This window comes from Azoarcus indigens (assembly GCF_004361735.1).
In the GTDB taxonomy this organism is placed as follows: Bacteria; Pseudomonadota; Gammaproteobacteria; order Burkholderiales; family Rhodocyclaceae; genus Azoarcus; species Azoarcus indigens.
This window is the reverse complement of the sequence record NZ_SNVV01000008.1, coordinates 190,638-210,524: the sequence shown is the minus strand read 5'-3', so window position 1 is coordinate 210,524 and position 19,887 is coordinate 190,638. Positions and strand designations below refer to the sequence as shown.

The window sequence follows — 19,887 nt, the reverse complement described above, 5'->3', positions numbered from 1 at the left end:
CCGTGAAACAAGACCGCGCCGATGATAGTGAGATGCGCTCTCGTGAAAGTAGGTCATCGTCAGACTAACTATTAGAAAAGCCCCTGCACATTAAAATGCAGGGGCTTTTTGCGTTTGTGGATCGAAATGCCAATGCGGAGCGGTTGAATCTAAATCGAAATCCAGCCAGGAGCCCCGCAAGGCCCCCGCCCGCCTTCCTCTCAGCCGCGCTTCGGAATCAGCAACTCCGCTTCCCCCGTCAGCACCACCGTTTCCCCTACCCGGCATTCCGTCAGAAACACCGCTCGCCGCTTCTCCGCCTGCAGGCTCTGCACCGTCACCCGCGTTACCACCGTCGAGTTGGTCAAGCCTGTTCTTGTTCTGTCCCATGCACGAAATCAGGGCCTCCTTGCCCCAGAGGAGTGCCATTTCCTTTGTTTCATAAGAGCTTTTGCTTGAGGTGTGATCTGTTTGGCCCGCAACTGTCGAAAAATTTGACAGTTAAATGTTTAAAAAATAAAAAGACAGAACGCTAACGGAGAGGTGAAGTCGCTCTCCAAGCTTTAAGTTTCCTGCAAAACGATAAGCACCCCATCAGAGGGTGCGCCAACCGACGAGAGATGCAGATGACCATGAGCAGGCCAGGTACGGGGCGCGGCCACCCGTTCCCTAGAGGAAAGATGGTGGTCTTGAAGTACGACATGGACTTCAAGATTACCTACGCCAACGAGGCTTTCGCCGAGATGATAGGAGCGGAGCGGGAAAGTCTGATCGGCACCAGCATCAAGGAAATTGCCTATCCTGACGTGCCTGGCGAGTTGCTGGCCGACGTCCGGGGAACGACCACGGCCGGACGGCCTTGGTACGGCATGTCTAAGATGAAGCACTTCAGCGGTGGTGAGGTCTGGTCCAGAGCGCTGACGCTGCCGGTGCGGAAAGCCGGTAAGAATGTGGGCTTCATGAGTCTGCGCAGCGAGGTTGCTCCGGGGCGGGTGGAGGCAGAAGAGGCGCTTTACGCTGCGATGCGGACGAAGAGGGCGCGTTACCGCAATCTGGACATGCCCAACCGACGCGGCGTTTCGAGCAAAGGGATGTTGGCCGCAGTGGGCCTGTTGGCCGTGCTCATGGCGTTCTTGCTTGTCGGTGCAGGTGTTCATCTAGGGTTGTCCTCGGTCTCGGGAGGGGGGCTCGCGGTTCTGGGTGCGCTGGGCGGGGGAGCCATCTTGGCTGTGCTTGGCGCGCTCTGGCGCCGCACTGTGACCGAGTCCAAAAAAGTGCTGGACGTCTTTGAACGCATCGCCGAAGGCGACTTGACGAATACCCTTCCGGTCGGACGTTCGGATGAGATGGGACGGCTCATGGATGCCCTGATGTATATGCAGGGGCATCTGAAGGTGATGCTGGACGAGATCCGTCTGGCGGCGGTCCTGACCGAGAAGGAAAACCTGGTACTCAAGCAGCAGGTCGAGGAACTACTGTCGGCGGCGAACGCGCAGCGCGATCACATCCTCTCGGTTTCAGCCGCTTCGGAGGAGAACAGTGCGGCTGTCTCCGAGGTCGCGGGCGGGGCCAAGGCGTCTGCGCAGGCAGCGGACGATGCCCTGGCGCTGGTTGCGGATGGGCGGACGCATCTGAACCAGACGGTGGGGGCGGCGAGGAAGACGGTCGTTGCCGTGGATGCCGCCAACGATGCGATGCGGGCGCTGGGCGATTCCATCCAGAGCATAGGCGCGGTGTCCGACGAGATACGAGAGATCTCGGACCAGACCAATCTACTCGCCCTAAACGCCGCAATCGAGGCTGCTCGTGCCGGCGAGGTCGGACGTGGATTCGCGGTGGTGGCGGATGAGGTGAGGAAGCTTGCCGAGCGCACGGCTCACTGCACCGGCACCATAGCTTCCATGGTGGATGGGATACGCAAGGTGTCGTCCAAGGTCTCCGAAGACATGGGGCAGGCGGTGGGGCAGGTGGGATCTGCGAGTGAGAGCGCGACGGACAGCCTGGACATCATGGCGCGCATCGAGCACGGCAGCGGGAAGGTCGCGGCGCTGGCGGGGCAGATTGCGGAGGCCTCGGCAGAACATTCTGCGGCTTCGGAGCAGATCGCGCAGGATATGGAAGTGATTTCTGCCCTGGTTGAGAGGAGCCTGGCGGGAATCGGTGAGGTCGAGAGGGCAGCAACAGGAGTGCAAGGCAATGTGGGCAATCTCAAGCAACTGGTTGCCTATTTCCGTTTTGTTGCCTGAGCGGAGGGGCGCCGATGCAGGCGCCTGCGTCCCTGGCTTCGCCTTGAGGGGCTTGAGGAAAGCCGCGGCTCAGTCAGCCGTCCCTATCACAGCAGCGAAAAAACAAACGCCCGATGGACCAAGCCATCGGGCGTTTTGTCTTTGAAGCCTTGTCTTGCCCCGGATGGTGCTCACTATCCGGGGAAACAAACTTACTTCTTCCGCGGCGGTGGCAGGTCGGTGCAAGAGCCGTGAGCCACTTCCGCGGCCATGCCGATGGACTCGCCCAGTGTCGGGTGTGGGTGGATGGTCTTGCCAATATCCACCGCGTCCGCACCCATCTCGACTGCCAGGCAGACTTCGCCGATCAGGTCGCCGGCATGGGTGCCGACGATGGCGCCGCCGATGATGCGGTGGGTTTCCGCGTCGAACAGCAGTTTGGTGAAGCCCTCGTCGCGGCCATTGGCGATGGCGCGACCGCTGGCAGCCCAGGGGAACACCGCCTTCTCGTACTTGATGCCCTTGGCCTTGGCCTGATCTTCGGTCAGCCCTGCCCAGGCCACTTCCGGATCGGTGTAGGCGACCGAGGGGATCTGCAGCGCATCGAAGCTGGACTTTTGCCCGGCAGCCACTTCCGCTGCCACATGCGCCTCATGCACCGCCTTGTGGGCGAGCATGGGCTGGCCGACGATGTCGCCAATGGCGAAGATGTGCGGGACGTTGGTGCGCATCTGGTTATCGACCGGAATGAAGCCGCGGTCCGTTACCACCACCCCGGCCTTGTCGGCGCTTATCTTGTTGCCGTTCGGACTGCGGCCGACGGCGACCAGCACCAGGTCATAGCATTGGGCCTCGGCCGGGGCGCTGCCGCCTTCCATGGCCTCGAACTTGACCCATATGCCGTCTTCCTTGGCCTCGGCGGCCACCGTCTTGGTCTTCAGCATGACCTTGTCGAAGCGGTGGGCGTTCTTCTTCTCCCACACTTTGACCAGGTCGCGGTCGGCGCCCTGCATCAGGCCGTCCATCATCTCGACTACATCAATGCGCGCGCCCAGCGTGGAATAGACGGTCGCCATCTCCAGGCCGATGATGCCGCCGCCGACCACCAACATGCGCTTGGGCACAGCCTTCAAGCCGAGCGCGCCGGTGGAGTCCACCACCCGCGGATCCACCGGCATGAAGGGCAGCTTCACCGCCTGGGAGCCGGCGGCGATGATGCACTGCCTGAAGCGGATGACCTTCTTCTCGCCGCTCTTGTCCTGACCGTTGCCCTGGGTGAGTTCCACCGCGAGGTGGTTGGGGTCCAGGAAGCTGCCCAGGCCGCGCACGACTTCCACCTTGCGCGCCTTGACCATGCCGGAGAGGCCGCCGGTAAGCTTGCCGACCACCTTCTCCTTGTGTGCCCGCAGTTTGTCGATGTCTATCCTGGGCGCGCCAAAGTCTATGCCCAGGTCGGCGAAATGCGCGGCCTCATCCATGACGTTGGCCACGTGCAACAAGGCCTTGGACGGGATGCAGCCCACGTTCAGGCAGACACCGCCCAGCGTGGCGTAGCGCTCGACCAGCACGGTGCGCAGGCCGAGGTCGGCTGCACGGAAAGCGGCGGAGTAGCCGCCAGGGCCGGCGCCCAGTACCAGCATGTCGCACTCGATGTCGGCACTGCCGCCGTGGCTGGCAGCAGCCGGGGCGGCCACGGGAGCCGGCACGGCGACGGGCGTCGCCGCTGCCGAGGGAGCTGCTGCCGGCTGCGGCGAGGCGGATGCGGATGCGGCTTCCAGCTTCAGCAGCACCGCCCCTTCGCTCACCTTGTCGCCGACCTTGACCAGCACTTCCTTGACCACGCCGGCAGCGGAAGAGGGCACATCCATCGTGGCCTTGTCCGACTCCAGCGTGCAGATGGCGTCATCCACCGCGATGGTGTCGCCGACCTTCACGAACAGTTCGATGACGGGCACGGCGTCGAAGTCGCCGATGTCCGGCACCTTCACTTCGATGATCTGGCTCATGTCGCGGCCTCCTTACAGCATGACCCGACGGAAGTCGGCCAGCAGCTGGGCGATATAGACATTGAAGCGGGTGGCCAGGGCGCCGTCGATCACACGGTGGTCGGCGGTCAGCGACAGCGGCAGAGTCAGGCGCGGCACGAACTGCTTGCCGTCCCACACCGGCTTCATCGCGCTCTTGTTTACCCCGAGGATGGCCACTTCCGGTGCATTCACGATGGGCGCGAAGTAGGTGCCGCCGATGCCGCCCAGACTGGAGATGGTGAAGCAGGCGCCGGACATGTCGGCCGGGCCGAGCTTGCCGTCGCGCGCCTTCTTCGCCAGTTCGCCGGTTTCGGCGGCGATCTCGAACACGCCCTTCTTGTCGGCGTCCTTCACCACCGGCACCACCAGGCCGTTCGGGGTGTCCGCGGCGAAGGCGATGTTGAAGTACTTCTTGTAGACGAGGTTGTCGCCGTCCAGGCTGGTGTTGAACTCGGGGAACTTCTGCAGCGCGGACACGCAGGCCTTGATCAGGAAGGCGAGCATGGTCAGCTTCTTGCCGGACTTCTCGTTCTCCTTGTTGATCAGCACGCGGAAGGCTTCGAGGTCGGTGATGTCCGCATCCTCGTGATAGGTCACCGCCGGGATCATCACCCAGTTGCGCGCCAGGTTGGCGCCGGAGATCTTCTTGATGCGGGACAGCGGCTTGACTTCGATCTCGCCAAACTTGGAGAAGTCGACCTTGGGCCAGGGCAGCAGATCCAGCCCGGCGCCACCACCGCCGGAGGGGGCCGGCGCGCTCTTGCCCGGAACCACGCCGGTGCTCATTGCGCCCTTGACGAAGGCGTTGACGTCTTCCTTCACGATGCGGTTCTTCGGGCCGCTGGCCTTCACCCGGGCGAGATCCACGCCCAGCTCGCGAGCATAGGCGCGCACCGAGGGGCTGGCGTGCACCTTGGCACCGATCGCCAGGGTGGAGGGGGCGACAGCGGCGCTCGCGGTGGCAGGAGCCGCAGCCGGAGCAGCCGGTGTGGGAGCCGCAACGGGGACGGCCGCAGGCGCGGAGGCTGCTGGAGCAGGCGCCGCCGCAGCAGAACCAGTGCTGCTTTCCAGCTTGAGCAGCACTGTGCCCTGGGACACTTTGTCGCCGACCTTGACCAGCACTTCCTTGACCACACCGGCGGCGGAGGAAGGCACGTCCATCGTCGCCTTGTCCGACTCCAGCGTGGCGATGGCGTCATCCACCTTCAAGGTGTCGCCGACCTTCACGAACAACTCGATCACAGGCACGTCCGAGAAGTCGCCGATGTCCGGCACCTTGACCTCGACGATGCCACCCGCAGCAGCGGGAGCGGCAGCTGGCGCAGCGGCCGGAGCAGGCGGCGTAGCCGGGGCTGCCTTGGGGGCTTCGGCTGCCGCGGCGGCCCCGGTGGCCTCCAGACGGACTAGCAGCGCGCCTTCGGCCACCTTGTCGCCGACCTTGACCAGCACTTCCTTGACCACGCCGGCGGCGGAGGAGGGCACGTCCATCGTGGCCTTGTCCGACTCCAGCGTGCAGATGGCGTCATCCACCGCGATGGTGTCGCCGACCTTCACGAACAGCTCGATCACCGGCACTTCGTCGAAGTCGCCGATGTCCGGAACCTTCACTTCAATCAGTTGGCTCATCGTCGCGTCCTCCTCAGACCGTCAGCGGGTTGGGCTTGTTGGCGTCCAGCGCGTACTTCTGCAGCGCGGCGGCCACGGTTTCGCGCGGGATGCTGCCCTCGTCGGCCAGCGCCTTCAGCGCGGCCACGGTGACCCAGTGGCGGTCCACTTCGAAGAAGTGGCGCAGTTGCTCACGGGTGTCGGAGCGGCCGAAGCCGTCGGTGCCCAGGGTGACGTAGCGGTTCTTGACGAAGGGGCGGATCTGCTCGGCGTAGAGCTTGACGTAGTCGGTGGCGGCGATCACCGGCCCGCTGGCGCCTTCCAGGCACTTCTCCACATGGGAGACACGCTGGGTTTCCAGCGGATGCAGCATGTTCCAGCGGTTCACTTCCTGGCCGTCGCGTACCAACTCGTTGAAGCTCGGGCAGCCCCAGATGTCCGACTCCACCTTCCAGTCGTTCTTCAGCAGCTCGGCGGCGGCGATGACCTCGCGGAAGATGGTGCCGGAGCCCAGCAGTTGCACGCGCGGGCCGCTGGCGGCCTCGGCCTTGCGGAAGGCGTACATGCCCTTGAGGATGTCCTGCTCGGCGCCGGCCGGCATCTCGGGATGTTCGTAGTTCTCGTTCATCACCGTGATGTAGTAGTAGACGTCCTCCTGTTCGGCGAACATCCGGCGCAGGCCGTCCTGCACCACCACCGCCACTTCGTACTGGAAGGTGGGGTCGTAGCTGATGCAGTTGGGGATCATGTTGGCCAGGATCAGGCTGTGGCCGTCCTCATGCTGCAGGCCTTCGCCATTCAGCGTGGTGCGGCCGGCTGTGCCGCCGATCATGAAGCCGCGGGTGCGCTGGTCGGCAGCCGCCCAGCACAGGTCCATGGTGCGCTGCAGGCCGAACATGGAATAGAAGATGTAGAAGGGCACCATCTGCACGCCGTGCACGCTGTAGGCGGTGCCGGCGGCGATCCAGTCGGCCATCGCACCCGCTTCGTTGATGCCTTCCTGCAGCACCTGGCCAGTCTGCGACTCCTTGTAGAACATCAGCTGGTCGTGGTCTTCCGGCACGTAGTTCTGGCCTTGCTGGTTCCAGATGCCGTACTGGCGGAACATGCCTTCCATACCGAAGGTGCGGGATTCGTCCGGCACGATGGGCACGACATGGCGGCCGATGCCCTTGTCCTTGAGCAGGGTGTTCATGATGCGCACCATCGCCATGGTCGTGGACAATTCACGGCCTTCACCGGAGGCCTTCAGCAGCGCCTCGAAGGCGGACAGCGGCGGAACCGGCAGGGCTTCGGCGCTGCGGCGGCGCTGGGGCAGGAATCCACCCAGGGCCATGCGGCGCTCCATCATGTACTTGTACTCGGCGGAGTCTTCCGGGAACTTCAGGTAGGGCAGCTCGGCCACCTTGTCGTCCGGCACCGGCAGGCCGAAGCGGTCGCGGAAGCGGCGCACCGCGTCCACATCCAGTTTCTTCTGCTGGTGGGAGATGTTCATCGCCTCGCCGGCCTGGCCCATGCCGAAGCCCTTGATGGTCTTGGCCAGGATCAGCGTGGGCTGGCCCTTGTGCTCGGTGGCGGCCTTGTAGGCGGCGAAAATCTTGAACAGGTCGTGGCCGCCGCGGTTGAGATTCCAGATCTCGTCGTCGGTCCAGTCGGCCACCAGCTCTTTCAACTCGGGCGTGTTGAAGAAGTACTCGCGTACATAGGCGCCGTTCTTGGCCTTGAAGGTCTGGTACTCGCCGTCCACGCATTCCATCATGCGTTTCTTCAGCAGGCCCTTCTTGTCGCGCTGGAGCAGGGTGTCCCAGTGGGTACCCCAGATCACCTTGATGACGTTCCAGCCGGCGCCGCGGAACTCGGCTTCCAGTTCCTGGATGATCTTGCCGTTGCCGCGCACCGGGCCGTCCAGGCGCTGCAGGTTGCAGTTGATGACGAACACCAGGTTGTCCAGTTGCTCGCGCGCGGCCATGCCGATCGCGCCCAGGGATTCGACCTCGTCCGTCTCGCCGTCGCCGAGGAAGGCCCAGACCTTGCGCTGTTCGGCCCGGCCGGCGTCGATGAGGCCACGGGAGGCAAGGTACTTCATGAAACGGGCCTGGTAGATCGCCTGCAGCGGTCCCAGGCCCATGGAAACGGTGGGGAACTGCCAGAAGTCCGGCATCAGCCAGGGGTGCGGATAGGAGGAGATGCCCTTGCCGTCCACTTCCTGGCGGAAGTTGTCCATCTGCTCTTCGCTCAGGCGGCCGAGCATGAAGGCGCGGGCATAGACGCCGGGCACTGAGTGGCCCTGGAAGAAGATCAGGTCGCCGTCGTGGTCGGCGGAAGGCGCATGCCAGAAATGGGAGAAGCCGACGTCGTAGAGGGCGGCGGCGGAAGCGAAGGAGGCAATGTGGCCGCCGACGTTGGTGTGCTTGTTGGCGCGCACCACCATCGCCATCGCGTTCCAGCGGATGTAGGAATGGAGCTTGATCTCCATGTCCGGGTCGCCCGGGTAGCGGGGCTGCTGGTCAGCGGGGATGGTGTTGATGTACTGGGTGGTGGCGGAATAGGGGATGTCCATCCCGTCTTCACGCGCGGCTTCTATGAGCCTTTCGATCAGGTAGTGTGCCCGTTCGGCGCCTTCGTTCTCGATGACTGCGGCCAGGGCATCCAGCCACTCCTTCGTTTCCTGCGTATCCGGGTCGGTTTGCAGAAAGACGTTTGTTTTCCCGGTCATGGTTTGTCTCCTCATGACTTGCGGTTGGCGGATCCCGCCAGGGTAGGGCGGGACGTTTTCAGAGCATGCGCGTGACCGTTCCGGACCTCGGGTAGGTCAACTTTTCAAACTATAAAACGATGTTTCGTCATGTGCAATTGTGCGCCGCAACCAAGAATTGGCGCGGGAATGGCGCCGTCGCCGGTGCCGGGGCGCAAGGCCGGTGGCGGCTGGCTTAGGGACGGAAAGGGTGTGGCTATGGCCCGGGGCTGCATGGCCGCCGGCTTCAGGAAAGAGTGGGGGCGGCTGGAAAAGTGCCGTGGAGAAAAAAATCGGCCGGGGGTGAGGGAGGGAGGGAGAGGTCCCCCGGCCGATCGGGAAAACGGCGCTCGAGGGACATCATTGCCGGGTGGCGCGTTTGCGCTCTTCGTCGTAGGCGAACATGACCTGGCCCTGCCGCACTTCTCCCATCGCCAGCTGGCGGCAGTGGGTGAAGGTCTCGTGGTTGTCCCGCGAGAATGGGCGGTCGTAGATCATGACCACCCCCTCCACCGGAGTACGGAGGTTTTCCAAGGCATCCCGGATGCGATCTCCCTCGGTGCTCCCCGCTTGTCTTATCGCAGCGGCAAGCAGAAGCAGCGCATCATACCCTTGCGCAGCCGCGGGCGGCACCGGAATTCGATCGGTTCCGGTAGTGCGACGCCAGGCTTCCAGAAAGGCCTGCCGGCGGTCCTGGCTCCCTGCCGGGATGAAGCTCTGGGGGATGCGCACTCCCTCGGCTGTGCGTTCAGCGCCTTCGAGGACGCCGGGCACGGCGAAGGGCCAGCTGCCGATGAGCGGGAGGCGCAGACCCAGTTTCGCGTTGGCGCTGGCGATACGGGCCAGGCCCGCCCCTGAGCCATAAACCAGCAGCGCATCGGCGCCGGCCTGATGGACGCGGTGCAGGGCTGCAAGCATTTCCGCGTCGTGCTGCGGCAGGCGTTCCACTGCCGCCGGCTGGAGCTGCCGTGCCTGCAGCGCGAACAGCAGATCGTCGCGGCCGAGCTGTCCGTAGTTGGTGGCGTCGTGAAAGATCGCCAGGCGTTTCGCGTGGAGGCCGTTCACCGCTTCCTCCACCATGCGCCGGGCGTGCAGCGTGTCGCTGGGCGCGGTGCGGAAGATGAAGTTGTCCAGATGTTCCGGTGGCTGGAACTGGCGGGTGATGAGGCTGCCGCCAGCCACCGCGGTCAGCATCGGGATGCGGGCGCGCTGGTACAGATGCTGGCTCGCGAGCGCCACGCCGGTACTGACGAGGCCAACGGCGGCGACGATCCCTTCTTCCTGGATCAGTGTCTGCGCAATCTGCGCGCCGCGTTCGTTGCTGCTCTGGTCATCTCGCTCCACCAGCACCAGCCGGCGGCCGAGAACGCCACCTTCGGCATTGATCTGCGCCGCGGCGATGCGTATGCCTTCGCGCATGGAGAGACCGATCACGCCATTGCTGCCGGAGTAGGGGCCGGTGACGCCGATGCGCACCGGGTCGGCCGGCTGTGCGCCGCCCGCCGGCAGGCCGGCCAGCAGGCTCAGCGGCAGCAGCAGGAGGCGGATCAGGCCCTTGACCGACATTGGGCCACTCTAGGAGCGGCGAAAATCAGACAAAATTGGCGGAAACCCGCAATCCCGGAGTGGGCGGCTGCCGGTGCCGCGAGCGCTAGGGTTAAACCGAATGCCTCGCATGCCGGGGCGCGGGAACAATAGAACGCTGCGGCCGGGCGATTCGCCTGGCCGTCCTTTCTGCTGCACTTCCATCTTCATGTTCGATTCCGATCACACCACGCTGCGCGCCTCTCATACGTCCTCTTCCTCCCAGTGGTACTGGACGGCGCCCTACGTAGCGGTGGTCGTGTTCGCCGTCTCCATGCTGGCGCTGGTCTGGCTGCTGCAGACGCGGGAGGCGGAAGGCGAGCGCAACGCTGCCGCACGCGATGTGCAGTGGGCGGAGCAGACGGTGCGCCTGCACATGCAAGGCACGGAGGAAGTGCTGGGGCAGCTGGCGCGGGACATCGCCGGCGGCGTGCTGGATGCCGACACCTTCCAGCTGCGCGCCAATCAACACATCGCCAACAACGGCGAGCTGGTGAACATCGTCTGGGTGGGCGAGGACGAGGCGATACGCTGGTCGGCACCCTTCGACGCCACCGACTGGCTGGTGGGCGATGCGCTCGATCCCTCGCAGGCGGTGGTCTTCCAGCGTGCGCGGGAGCTGGGCCGGCCGGTGTACGGCGTGCCCTACCCGGCTGCGGACGGCGGCTGGCGGCTGGAGGTGCATGTGCCCATCCGCAACGGCCGGGAGTCCCGCGGCGCGGTGGTGGCCGTCTATTCCGTGGAACGCATGGTGCGCTACCTGGTGCCCGGCTGGTTCGCCGAGAAATACCGCCTGGCGCTGCTGGACGGCCAGGGCAGGACGCTGGCGGTGAATTCCGCGCTGCGCGAGAGCGAAGGCCGGGTGGCCTATGAACTACCGCTGGACCCGCCCGGCAACGGCCTCGTGTTGCGCGCCACCGTGTTCCATGGCGCCGGCGGCGTCTCCCGCCTGTTGCCGGCGGGGCTGATCCTCGGCCTTTCCATCATCGTGCTGTGGAGCCTGTGGACGCTGCGCAGCCATGTGCAGCGCCGGGTGCAGGTGGAGAAGGAGCGGGATCGCTTGTTCAACCTGTCGCTGGACCTGCTGTGCGTGGTCGGGCTGGATGGCAGCTTCCGCCGCTGCAATCCAGCCTTCGAGAGGGTGCTGGGCTATCGCGCCGAACATCTGCAGGGACAGGCCCTGCTGGACCTGGTGCATCCGGAAGACGCAGCGGCCACGCTTACCCAGCTGCGCCGTCTGGCTGCCGGCGAGCCGGTGAATTTCGAGAACCGCTGCCGCTGCCTGGACGGCAGCTACAAGTGGCTGGTGTGGAGCATCAACCCGGTGAGCCAGGAGAAGCTGGTCTACGCGGTGGCCCACGACATCACCGGCCGCAAGGCGGCGGAAGAGGCGCTGCGCGCCGAGTCGGCCTTCCGCAAGGCGATGGAGGAGTCGGTGGTGACCGGCCTGCGCGCCATCGACCTCACTGGCCGCATCATCTATGTGAATGCCGCCTTCTGCCGCATGGTCGGGCTGGAGGAGGAAGAGCTGATGGGCATGGGGCCGCCCTTCCCCTACTGGCCGCCGGAGGAGCGCGAGGCCTGCGAGCACAACCTGGCGCTGACGCTGGCCGGGCGGGCGCCGCCCAGCGGCTTCGAGATGCGCATCCGCCGGCGCAACGGCGAGCGGGTGGATGCCCGCTTCTACCTCTCGCCGCTGATCGACCTCGCCGGCCGCCAGACCGGCTGGATGGCCTCGGTCACCGACATCACCGAGCCCAAGCGCATTCGCGCTGCGCTGGAAGCCGCCCACGAGCGTTTCGAGGCGGTGCTGGACGGGCTGGACGCGGCGGTGTTCGTGGCCGATGCCCGCACCGACGAAATCCTCTTCGCCAACCGCGCCTTCAAGAGCATCCACGGCTTCGACGCGGTGGGCCGCACCGTGCGTGGCGTGGCCGTGCCGCAGCCGGAGCGGGGCGACTACCGCGTCGATCCGCGCGGCCTTACTGTCGCTGACTTGCCGCGCGAGCTGTTCGACGGCGAGCTGCAGCATCCGCTGTCCGGCCGCTGGTACCACGTGCGCGAGCAGGCCACCCGCTGGGTGGACGGGCGGGTGGTGCGCATGGGCATCGCCACCGACATCACCGACCGCAAGCAGACGGCCGAAGTCTCGCGCCAGCAGGAGGAGCGCCTGCAGCGCACCGGCCGCCTGATCACCATGGGCGAGATGGCCTCCACGCTGGCGCACGAGCTGAACCAGCCGCTGTCGGCCATCGCCAACTACTGCGCCGGCTGCGTCACCCGGCTGCAGGGCGGCCACGGCCGGCCGGAGGAGTTGCTGGGCGCGATGCAGAAGGCCAGCTTCCAGGCCGAGCGTGCCGGCAAGATCATCCGCCGTATCCGCGAGTTCGTTAAGAAGAGCGAGCCGCGCCGCAGCGCGGTGCAGATTTCCGAGGTGCTGGACGACGCTCTCGGCTTCGCCGAGATCGATGCCCGCCGCATGGGCATCCGCATCCATGCCGAGTTGGAGCCGGACCTGCCGCCGGTGTACGCCGACCGCATCATGATCGAGCAGGTGGTGCTCAACCTCGTCAAGAACGGCATGGACGCGATGGCGGACGCGGTGGCGGACGAGCGGGTGCTGACGGTGCGTGCCCGCCCCTACGGCGCCCACGCGGTGGAAGTGGCGGTGATAGACCGCGGCCACGGCATCGACGAGGAAGACCGCCTGCGCCTCTTCACCCCCTTCTACACGACCAAGGCCGAAGGCATGGGCATGGGCCTCAACATCTGCCGCTCCATCGTCGAGTTCCATGACGGCAGGCTGGTCGTGGATGCCAACCCGGAAGGCGGTACCATATTCTCGTTTACCTTGCCCACGGAGGCCGCCAGTGAGCGAGCTGCACGCCGAGCCTGATCAGTACATCTACATCGTCGACGATGACGAAGCCCTGCGCGATTCCCTGGTCTGGATGCTGGAGTCCAGCGGCTACGCGGTGGCCGCGTTCGACTCCGCCGAGTCCTTCCTCGAAGCCTGGCGGCCGGACATGACCGGCTGCCTGGTGCTGGACGTGCGCATGCCGGGCATGAGCGGGCTGGAGTTGTTCGAGGAACTGGGGCGCCGCCACTGTGCGCTGCCGGTCATCTTCATCACCGGCCATGGCGACGTGCCCATGGCGGTGTCCGCGCTGAAGCGCGGCGCGGTGGATTTCATCGAGAAGCCCTTCAACGATGCCGAGATGCGCCGCCTGGTGGAGCAGTGCCTGGAACAGGAGCGCAATGGCCGCAGCCGGCGGCGCACCGAGGCGGACATTGCCCGCCGGCTGGAGCACCTGACCCAGCGCGAGCGCGAGGTGCTCCACCTCATCGTCGCCGGCAAGCTCAACAAGCAGATCGCCGACGTGCTCGGCATCAGCATCAAGACGGTGGAAGTGCACCGCGCCCGGGTGATGGAAAAGATGGGTGCCCACTCGCTGGCGGAGCTGGTGCAGCACGTGGTGGCGGTGGAGCCGGTCGCCAGCCGCTGAGGGGACATGCGCCGGCGGCGGCAGCGCCGGCACGCAGCATGGTCGCGAGGGCGGCTGGCCGGCCGCCAGTGCCGGGGCTTTCGCGGCCGTCCATCATCGGCGCGCACAAGCCCCTGATGCTGCGATAAAATTGCGAGCTTTTTTCGAGGCTCCCCCGATGACCTCCCGCATTATCGATGGCAACGCGCTCGCCGCCCAGGTGCGCGGCGAAATCGCCGGACGCGCGGCCGCTCTGTCCGCCCGGGGCGTGCAGCCCTGCCTCGCGGTGATCCTGGTCGGCGGTGATCCGGCCTCTGCCGTGTATGTGCGCAACAAGGTGGCTGCCTGCGAAAAGGCCGGCATCCGTTCGCTGCGCTTCGACTATGCCGCCGACGCTGCGCCGGCGGAGGTCATGGCCAAGCTGGCCGAGCTCAACGCCGATCCAGCGGTGCACGGCATCCTGGTACAGCTGCCGCTGCCGCCCCAGTTCGATGAAACCGCGGTGCTGGAAGCCATCGACGTGGCCAAGGATGTGGATGGTTTCCACGCTGAGAACGTCGGCCGTCTGTCGCAGAACCGCGAAGCCTTCCTGCCCTGCACGCCGCACGGCGTCATGAAGATGCTGGAGTCTGCCAGTGTGCCGCTGGCCGGTGCCGAGGCGGTGGTCATCGGCCGCTCCAACATCGTCGGCAAACCGATGGCGATGCTGCTGACCAATGCCGGCGCCACCGTCACCGTCTGCCACTCCAGGACCCGCGATCTTGGCTTCCACACCCGCCGCGCGGACATCGTGGTCGCCGCCATCGGCAAGCCGCGCTTCCTCAAGGGCGACATGATCAAGCCCGGCGCCACCGTGATCGACGTCGGCATCAACCGCCTGCAGGACGGCCCGGACGCCGGCAAGCTGTGCGGCGACGTCGATTTCGCCTCGGCGCAGGAAGTGGCCGGTGCCATCACCCCGGTGCCCGGCGGCGTCGGCCCGATGACCATCACCATGCTGCTGGAAAACACGGTGATTTCCGCCGAGCGTGCTGCCCGCACCGCCGGCAAGTGAGCCCTGTCATGACGCAAGCGCAACCCCTGGTCGGCATCATCATGGGCTCCAGTTCCGACTGGCCCACCATGCAGGCCGCCGCCAAGGTGCTGGCCGAATTCGGCGTGCCCTACGAAGCGCGGGTGGTTTCCGCCCACCGCACGCCGGACCTGATGTTCGAATACGCCGAAGCGGCGCGCGGGCGCGGCCTCAAGGCCATCATCGCCGGCGCCGGCGGCGCCGCCCACCTGCCAGGCATGGTGGCGGCCAAGACCACGCTGCCGGTGCTGGGCGTGCCGGTGCAGTCCAAGGCCCTGTCGGGGCAGGATTCGCTGCTCTCCATCGTGCAGATGCCCAAGGGCATTCCCGTCGCCACCTTCGCCATCGGCGAGGCGGGTGCCGCCAATGCCGGCCTGTTCGCCGTCTCCCTGCTGGCCAACGACAACCCGGCGCTGGCCGCGCAGCTGGACGACTTCCGCCGCCGCCAGACCGAGACGGTGCTGGCCATGGAACTGCCGCCGCTGGTCTGAGCGCAGCCGCCGATGAGCCAGGCCTATCTGCTGCTCGGCATCGCCATCGTCGCCGAGGTGATCGCCACCAGCGCGCTGAAGGCCGCCGAGGGCTTCAGCCGCTTGTGGCCGTCGGTGGTCGTGATTTGCGGCTACGGCATCGCCTTCTTCTGCCTGTCTCAGACCCTGAAGCACATCCCGGTGGGCATCGCCTACGCCATCTGGTCCGGTGTCGGCATTGTGCTGGTGAGCCTGGCGGCGCTGTTCTTCTTCGGCCAGAAGCTGGACCTGGCCGCCATCATCGGCATCGTCCTGATCATGGCCGGCGTGCTGGTGATCAATCTGTTCTCCAACGTTTCCGCTCATTGAGCGCCCGAGCCGGCGCCCATTACCTTCTCCGAGGCCTGCATGTCCGATATCCCCTCGTCTGCTCCCATCCTGCCGCCCGCCACCCTGGGCATGCTGGGCGGGGGCCAGCTCGGACGCTTCTTCGTCGCCGCCGCCCATGAGATGGGCTACAAGGTGTGGGTGCTCGACCCGGACCCGAACAGCCCGGCCGGCCGCATCGCCGACTTCCACCTGGTGGCGGCCTACGACGACTTCGCTGCGCTGGACCGGCTCGCCGCCGAGTGCGCCGGCGTGACCACCGAATTCGAGAACGTGCCGGCCGCCACGCTGGACTACCTCGCCAAATTCCTGCCGGTGCATCCGGCTGCCGCCGCGGTGGCGGTGTGCCAGAACCGCATCGAGGAGAAGGGCTTCCTCGCCCGCAACGGTTTGCCGCACGGCCCGTATGCCGCCATCCGCAGCGAGGATGACATCCGCATCGCCAATGCCGGCCTGTTTCCGGCGGTGCTCAAGGTGGCGCGCTTCGGCTACGACGGCAAAGGCCAGGCGCGCGTCGCCGACCGCGACGAGGCGCTCGCCGCCTTTCGCCAGTTCAAGGGCGAAGCCTGTGTGCTGGAGAAAATGCTGGCGCTGGACTACGAAGTTTCGGTGGTGCTGGCGCGCGACGAGCGTGGCGCGGTGCGCTGCTTCCCGACCGTGGAGAACCGCCACCGCAACGGCATCCTGGATGTCTCCATCGCCCCGGCGCGCGGCTCCGCCTGTCTGCGCGACGACGCCCAGGAGATCGCCGAGCGCATCGCCGCCCACCTCGGCTACGTCGGCACGCTGGGCGTGGAGTTCTTCGTCTGCCGCGGCGAACTGTTCGTGAACGAGATGGCGCCGCGCCCCCACAACAGCGGCCACCACACCATAGATGCTTGCGTCACCAGCCAGTACGAACAGCAGGTGCGCGCCCTGTGCGGCCTGCCTCTGGGCGAGCCGCGCCAGCATTCGGTGGCGGTGATGGTGAATCTGCTGGGCGAACTCTGGTACGAGGGCGGCCATGCCGATGGCGTCTACCGCGAGCCGGACTGGTCGGTGCTGCACGGCGTGCCCGGCCTGCGCCTGCACCTCTATGGCAAGCATCACGCCCGCCCCGGCCGCAAGATGGGCCACTTCGTTGTTATCGGCGACAAGCCAGACGAAGTGCTGGAGCATGCACTGAAGGCTCGCGAGGCCATTGGCATCCATGGCGAATGAGCCTGTCCGCGGCGGCATCGCCGCCGTCACACCCCGAGCCATCGCCCAGGCCGTGGATCTGCTGCGCGCCGGCGATCTGGTCGGCTTGCCGACCGAGACGGTTTACGGCCTGGGCGGGGATGCGTTGAACCCGGAAGCCGCCCGCCGCATCTTCGCTGCCAAGGACCGACCGGCAGACCACCCGCTGATCGTCCATCTGCCGGACGCCGAGCAGTTGCCGCGCTGGGCCTCGTCCATTCCGAAGGAGGCCATCGCCCTGGCGCGCGCCTTCTGGCCCGGCCCGCTGACCATGATCCTCAAGCGGGCCCCGGGCGTGCCGGACGAAGTCACCGGTGGGCAGGACACGGTGGGCCTGCGCGTGCCCTCCCATCCGGTGGCGCTGGCGTTGCTCAAGGCTTTCGATTCCGGCATCGCCGCACCCAGCGCCAACCGTTTCGGCCGCATCAGCCCGACCACGGCCGGGCATGTGCAGCAGGAATTGGGCGAGCGGGTGGCGATGATCCTGGATGGTGGCGCCTGCGACGTCGGCATCGAATCCACCATCATCGATCTCTCCCGTAGCACGCCGGAAATCCTGCGCCCCGGCGCCATCACCGCCGATCAGATCGCCGCGGTCATCGGCCGTCAGCCAAGGCTGCGTGGTGACGCGGAGCCGGCTGCGCCCGCCGAGGAGGCCGCGCCGCGTGTTTCCGGCGCGCTTGCCGCCCACTACGCGCCGCGCACGCCGCTACAGCTTGTGGAGCCGGCAGTGCTGTTGGGAGCGCTGGCGCAGTCGCTGGCCGCCGGCCTGCGCATCGTGGTGCTGGCACGCACGCTGGCAAGACCGGAGCAGGGCAGTGTGCATTGGCAGCAAGCGCCGCTGGATGCCGCCGCCTACGCCCATGATCTCTACGCCACGCTGCGGGATCTGGATGCCGCCGGTGCTGACCTGCTGCTGGTGGAAGCGCCGCCGCCGGCGGCCGAATGGCGCGCCATCCGCGACCGCCTCGGCCGTGCCGCAGTGGGCTCCGGTGAGCAGGACGAAACCTGAGGGCGAGACTTCACTTTTCCGGAGAGCCTCTCTATAATGCCGCTCTTTCGGGCCGATAGCTCAGCTGGGAGAGCGCTGCGTTCGCAATGCAGAGGTCGGGAGTTCGATCCTCCTTCGGTCCACCAGGAATTCCAGAAACGCCGGATTCGTTGATAGCGAATCCGGCGTTTTCTTTTCTGTCGGGTGGTTATAGGGGCTCCTCGGAAATCCCTCAGTCCGGCTTGCCCGGCAACTGCAGCACATTCCCCAACAGTCCCCGCAGCATCTCTTCCTTCAACTCCGGCAGGCTGCGCTGCTTGCCGCTGATGCGGGCGATGACGTCTCTTGCCGCCAGTACGGTAGCGAGGCCGCCGAAGAGGGCGAGGTGGAATACCACCGGGTCCACCCGTTTGATGATGCCGGCCTCCATCGCCTCCTGCCACAGCGGCGTGCAGCAGACGGCGCTGGGGCGTATCAGCTGTTCCACCAGGTAGTCCAGCCGCCCGCCGGGTTCGGCGAGCTGGCGGGTGACGAAGTTCACCGCGTCCGGCTCGGTGGTGAGCTGGTCGATGAAGGTGGCGATGCCCTGGGACAGGCGGAAGGCCAGCGGCAGCTCTGGCTGGGCGAGGCGGGCGAAGTCGGCCAGCCGGGGGATTTGCCGCCGTTTCAGTTCATCTACCACTGCGGTCCACAGTTCGGCCTTCGAGCCGAAGTGGTGGGCGATCATGGAGACGTCGAAGCCGGCTTCGGCGGCGATGTCGCGCAGGCGCGCGCCTTCGTAGCCCAGGCGGGCGAAGGCGGTGAGGGCGGCATACAGGAGTTTTTCGCGCGACGCACTGTCGCTGCCCTTGGGGCGGCCGGGGCGTCGGCTGGAATCGCGTTCTGGCATGAGGGCGCCAACCTTAGCAGGTAATCGCAAGCCGCCCGCGGCAAAGGTGGGCGGGCCGTGAGCTTTTTCACCGGCGGCGAAGATCGTGCCGCCGGCTATGCCATCTGACTGATGGTTTTGCGGAAGCGGTTCAGGGCGATGAGGAAGAAGACCGTGCCGATGGCGAGGGTGGCCAGCATCTGCGGCCATACCACGTCGATGCCGGCGCCGCGGTAGAGAATGGCCTGGGCGGCGGCGGTGAAGTGGGTGGTGGGCGCGGCGAGCATCGCGTTCTGCACCAGTTCCGGCATGCTCTCGCGCGGCGTGCTGCCGCCGGAGAGCATCTGCAGCGGCAGCAGCACCAGGATCATCAGCAGGCCGAACTGCGGCATGGAGCGCGCCAGCGTGGCCATGAAGATGCCCATGGACGAGGTGGCGAAGAGGTGCAGCGCCGCACAGGCGAGGAAGAGGGCGACCGAGCCGCCCACCGGCACCTGCAGCACGCCCTGCACCATCACCATCAGCGAGATGCCGGCGGCGGCGAGCACCACCAGGGAGGACGACCATACCTTGGCCAGCATGATCTCGCCCGGCGTCACCGGCATCACCAGCAGGTGCTCTATGGTGCCGTGCTCGCGCTCGCGGATCAGCGCGGCGCCGGCGAGGATGATGGACAGCATGGTGACGTTGTCGATGATCTTCATCAGCGAGCCGAACCAGGTCTGCGTCAGCGTGGGGTTGAAGCGCGCGCGCAGCGCGAGGTCCACCGGCGGCGCGGCGCTGCCGCGGTAGCGCTGCACGAATTCGTTTACCTCGGCGAGCACGATCTGCTGCACGTAGTTGTTGCCGGTAAAGGCCTGGCTCATGCGGGTGGCGTCCACATTGAGCTGCACCGCGGGCGAACGGCCGGCAAGCACGTCGCGCTGGAAGTCGGGCGGAATGTTGAGCACGAAGGTGTAGCTGCCGTCGTTCATGCCCTGGTCGATCTCGGACAGGGTGATCATCGCCGGGCGCACGAAGTGCGGCGGGTAGAAGGCGGAGGCGATGCGGGCCGACAGCGGCGACTGATCCTCGTCCACGATGGCGATGGGCGCCATGTGCAGCGACTCCGGGATGGCGGTGGAGGCGGTGTAGACGTCCAGCGTGAAGGTGTAGGCGATGAGCGCGATCATGATGGGGTCGCGCAGCAGGCTCCACAGCTCCTTGATGCCGAGGTGGTAGATGTTGGCGGGGCGGCTCATG

The 19,887-nt window shown here is 66.3% G+C and carries 15 protein-coding genes and 1 tRNA gene; 9 read left to right on the top strand and 7 right to left on the bottom strand.

Annotated elements, in window-relative coordinates:
* Positions 1-200 precede the first annotated feature (200 nt).
* Entirely contained in the window at positions 201-347 is a 147-nt protein-coding gene (locus tag C7389_RS24855) for a hotdog family protein (RefSeq protein ID WP_162851719.1), read from the bottom strand.
* Positions 348-668: 321 nt separating this feature from the next.
* Here C7389_RS24855 and C7389_RS11365 point away from each other — a divergent pair, with 321 nt between their 5' ends.
* On the top strand, positions 669-2,225 hold the full coding sequence (locus tag C7389_RS11365) for a methyl-accepting chemotaxis protein (protein ID WP_162851718.1): 1,557 nt from the start codon (positions 669-671) through the stop codon (positions 2,223-2,225).
* 191 nt (positions 2,226-2,416) lie between these two features.
* Here C7389_RS11365 and lpdA read toward each other — a convergent pair whose 3' ends face one another.
* The 4 genes from lpdA to C7389_RS11345 all read right to left on the bottom strand — a co-directional run bounded on the left by lpdA (position 2,417) and on the right by C7389_RS11345 (position 10,136).
* Positions 2,417-4,210: a dihydrolipoyl dehydrogenase gene (lpdA, locus tag C7389_RS11360; RefSeq protein WP_133591435.1), complete on the bottom strand. Its 1,794-nt coding sequence runs from the start codon at positions 4,208-4,210 to the stop codon at positions 2,417-2,419.
* 12 nt (positions 4,211-4,222) lie between these two features.
* Positions 4,223-5,857: a dihydrolipoyllysine-residue acetyltransferase gene (aceF, locus tag C7389_RS11355; protein WP_133591433.1), complete on the bottom strand. Its 1,635-nt coding sequence runs from the start codon at positions 5,855-5,857 to the stop codon at positions 4,223-4,225.
* A gap of 13 nt (positions 5,858-5,870) precedes the next feature.
* Complete coding sequence (aceE, locus tag C7389_RS11350; RefSeq protein ID WP_133591431.1) at positions 5,871-8,552, bottom strand: pyruvate dehydrogenase (acetyl-transferring), homodimeric type; 2,682 nt, start codon at positions 8,550-8,552, stop codon at positions 5,871-5,873.
* Between the two features lie 378 nt (positions 8,553-8,930).
* Positions 8,931-10,136, bottom strand: coding sequence for an ABC transporter substrate-binding protein (locus C7389_RS11345; RefSeq protein WP_133591429.1), 1,206 nt, complete (start codon positions 10,134-10,136; stop codon positions 8,931-8,933).
* A gap of 187 nt (positions 10,137-10,323) precedes the next feature.
* On the opposite strand from C7389_RS11345, the gene C7389_RS11340 reads away from it, so the two are divergent.
* The 8 genes from C7389_RS11340 (at position 10,324) to C7389_RS11305 (ending at position 17,923) form a co-directional block, all read left to right on the top strand.
* On the top strand, positions 10,324-13,050 hold the full coding sequence (locus tag C7389_RS11340; RefSeq protein WP_133591427.1) for a PAS domain S-box protein: 2,727 nt from the start codon (positions 10,324-10,326) through the stop codon (positions 13,048-13,050).
* Positions 13,025-13,660: a response regulator transcription factor gene (locus tag C7389_RS11335; protein WP_133591425.1), complete on the top strand. Its 636-nt coding sequence runs from the start codon at positions 13,025-13,027 to the stop codon at positions 13,658-13,660. The genes C7389_RS11340 and C7389_RS11335 overlap by 26 nt, the downstream gene beginning before the upstream one ends.
* Before the next feature lie 157 nt (positions 13,661-13,817).
* Positions 13,818-14,693 (top strand): bifunctional methylenetetrahydrofolate dehydrogenase/methenyltetrahydrofolate cyclohydrolase FolD, encoded by an 876-nt coding sequence (gene folD, locus C7389_RS11330; RefSeq protein WP_133591423.1) that lies wholly within the window; start codon positions 13,818-13,820, stop codon positions 14,691-14,693.
* Between the two features lie 8 nt (positions 14,694-14,701).
* Positions 14,702-15,202 carry a 5-(carboxyamino)imidazole ribonucleotide mutase gene (purE, locus tag C7389_RS11325; protein WP_133591421.1) on the top strand — a complete coding sequence of 167 codons (501 nt, stop codon included), beginning with the start codon at positions 14,702-14,704 and terminating at the stop codon, positions 15,200-15,202.
* Between the two features lie 12 nt (positions 15,203-15,214).
* Positions 15,215-15,550, top strand: coding sequence for an SMR family transporter (locus C7389_RS11320; protein WP_133591419.1), 336 nt, complete (start codon positions 15,215-15,217; stop codon positions 15,548-15,550).
* 39 nt (positions 15,551-15,589) lie between these two features.
* Entirely contained in the window at positions 15,590-16,768 is a 1,179-nt protein-coding gene (locus C7389_RS11315) for a 5-(carboxyamino)imidazole ribonucleotide synthase (RefSeq protein WP_133591417.1), read from the top strand.
* A complete protein-coding gene (locus tag C7389_RS11310) occupies positions 16,758-17,798 on the top strand; it encodes an L-threonylcarbamoyladenylate synthase (RefSeq protein WP_133591415.1) in 1,041 nt (346 codons plus the stop codon). The genes C7389_RS11315 and C7389_RS11310 overlap by 11 nt, the downstream gene beginning before the upstream one ends.
* Before the next feature lie 49 nt (positions 17,799-17,847).
* Positions 17,848-17,923 (top strand) — tRNA-Ala (locus C7389_RS11305).
* A gap of 86 nt (positions 17,924-18,009) precedes the next feature.
* Here C7389_RS11305 and C7389_RS11300 read toward each other — a convergent pair.
* Both C7389_RS11300 and C7389_RS11295 read right to left on the bottom strand, forming a co-directional pair.
* A complete protein-coding gene (locus C7389_RS11300) occupies positions 18,010-18,666 on the bottom strand; it encodes a TetR/AcrR family transcriptional regulator (RefSeq protein WP_162851717.1) in 657 nt (218 codons plus the stop codon).
* A 95-nt stretch (positions 18,667-18,761) separates the two neighbouring features.
* A complete protein-coding gene (locus tag C7389_RS11295; RefSeq protein ID WP_133591412.1) occupies positions 18,762-19,886 on the bottom strand; it encodes an ABC transporter permease in 1,125 nt (374 codons plus the stop codon).
* Position 19,887 lies beyond the last annotated feature (1 nt).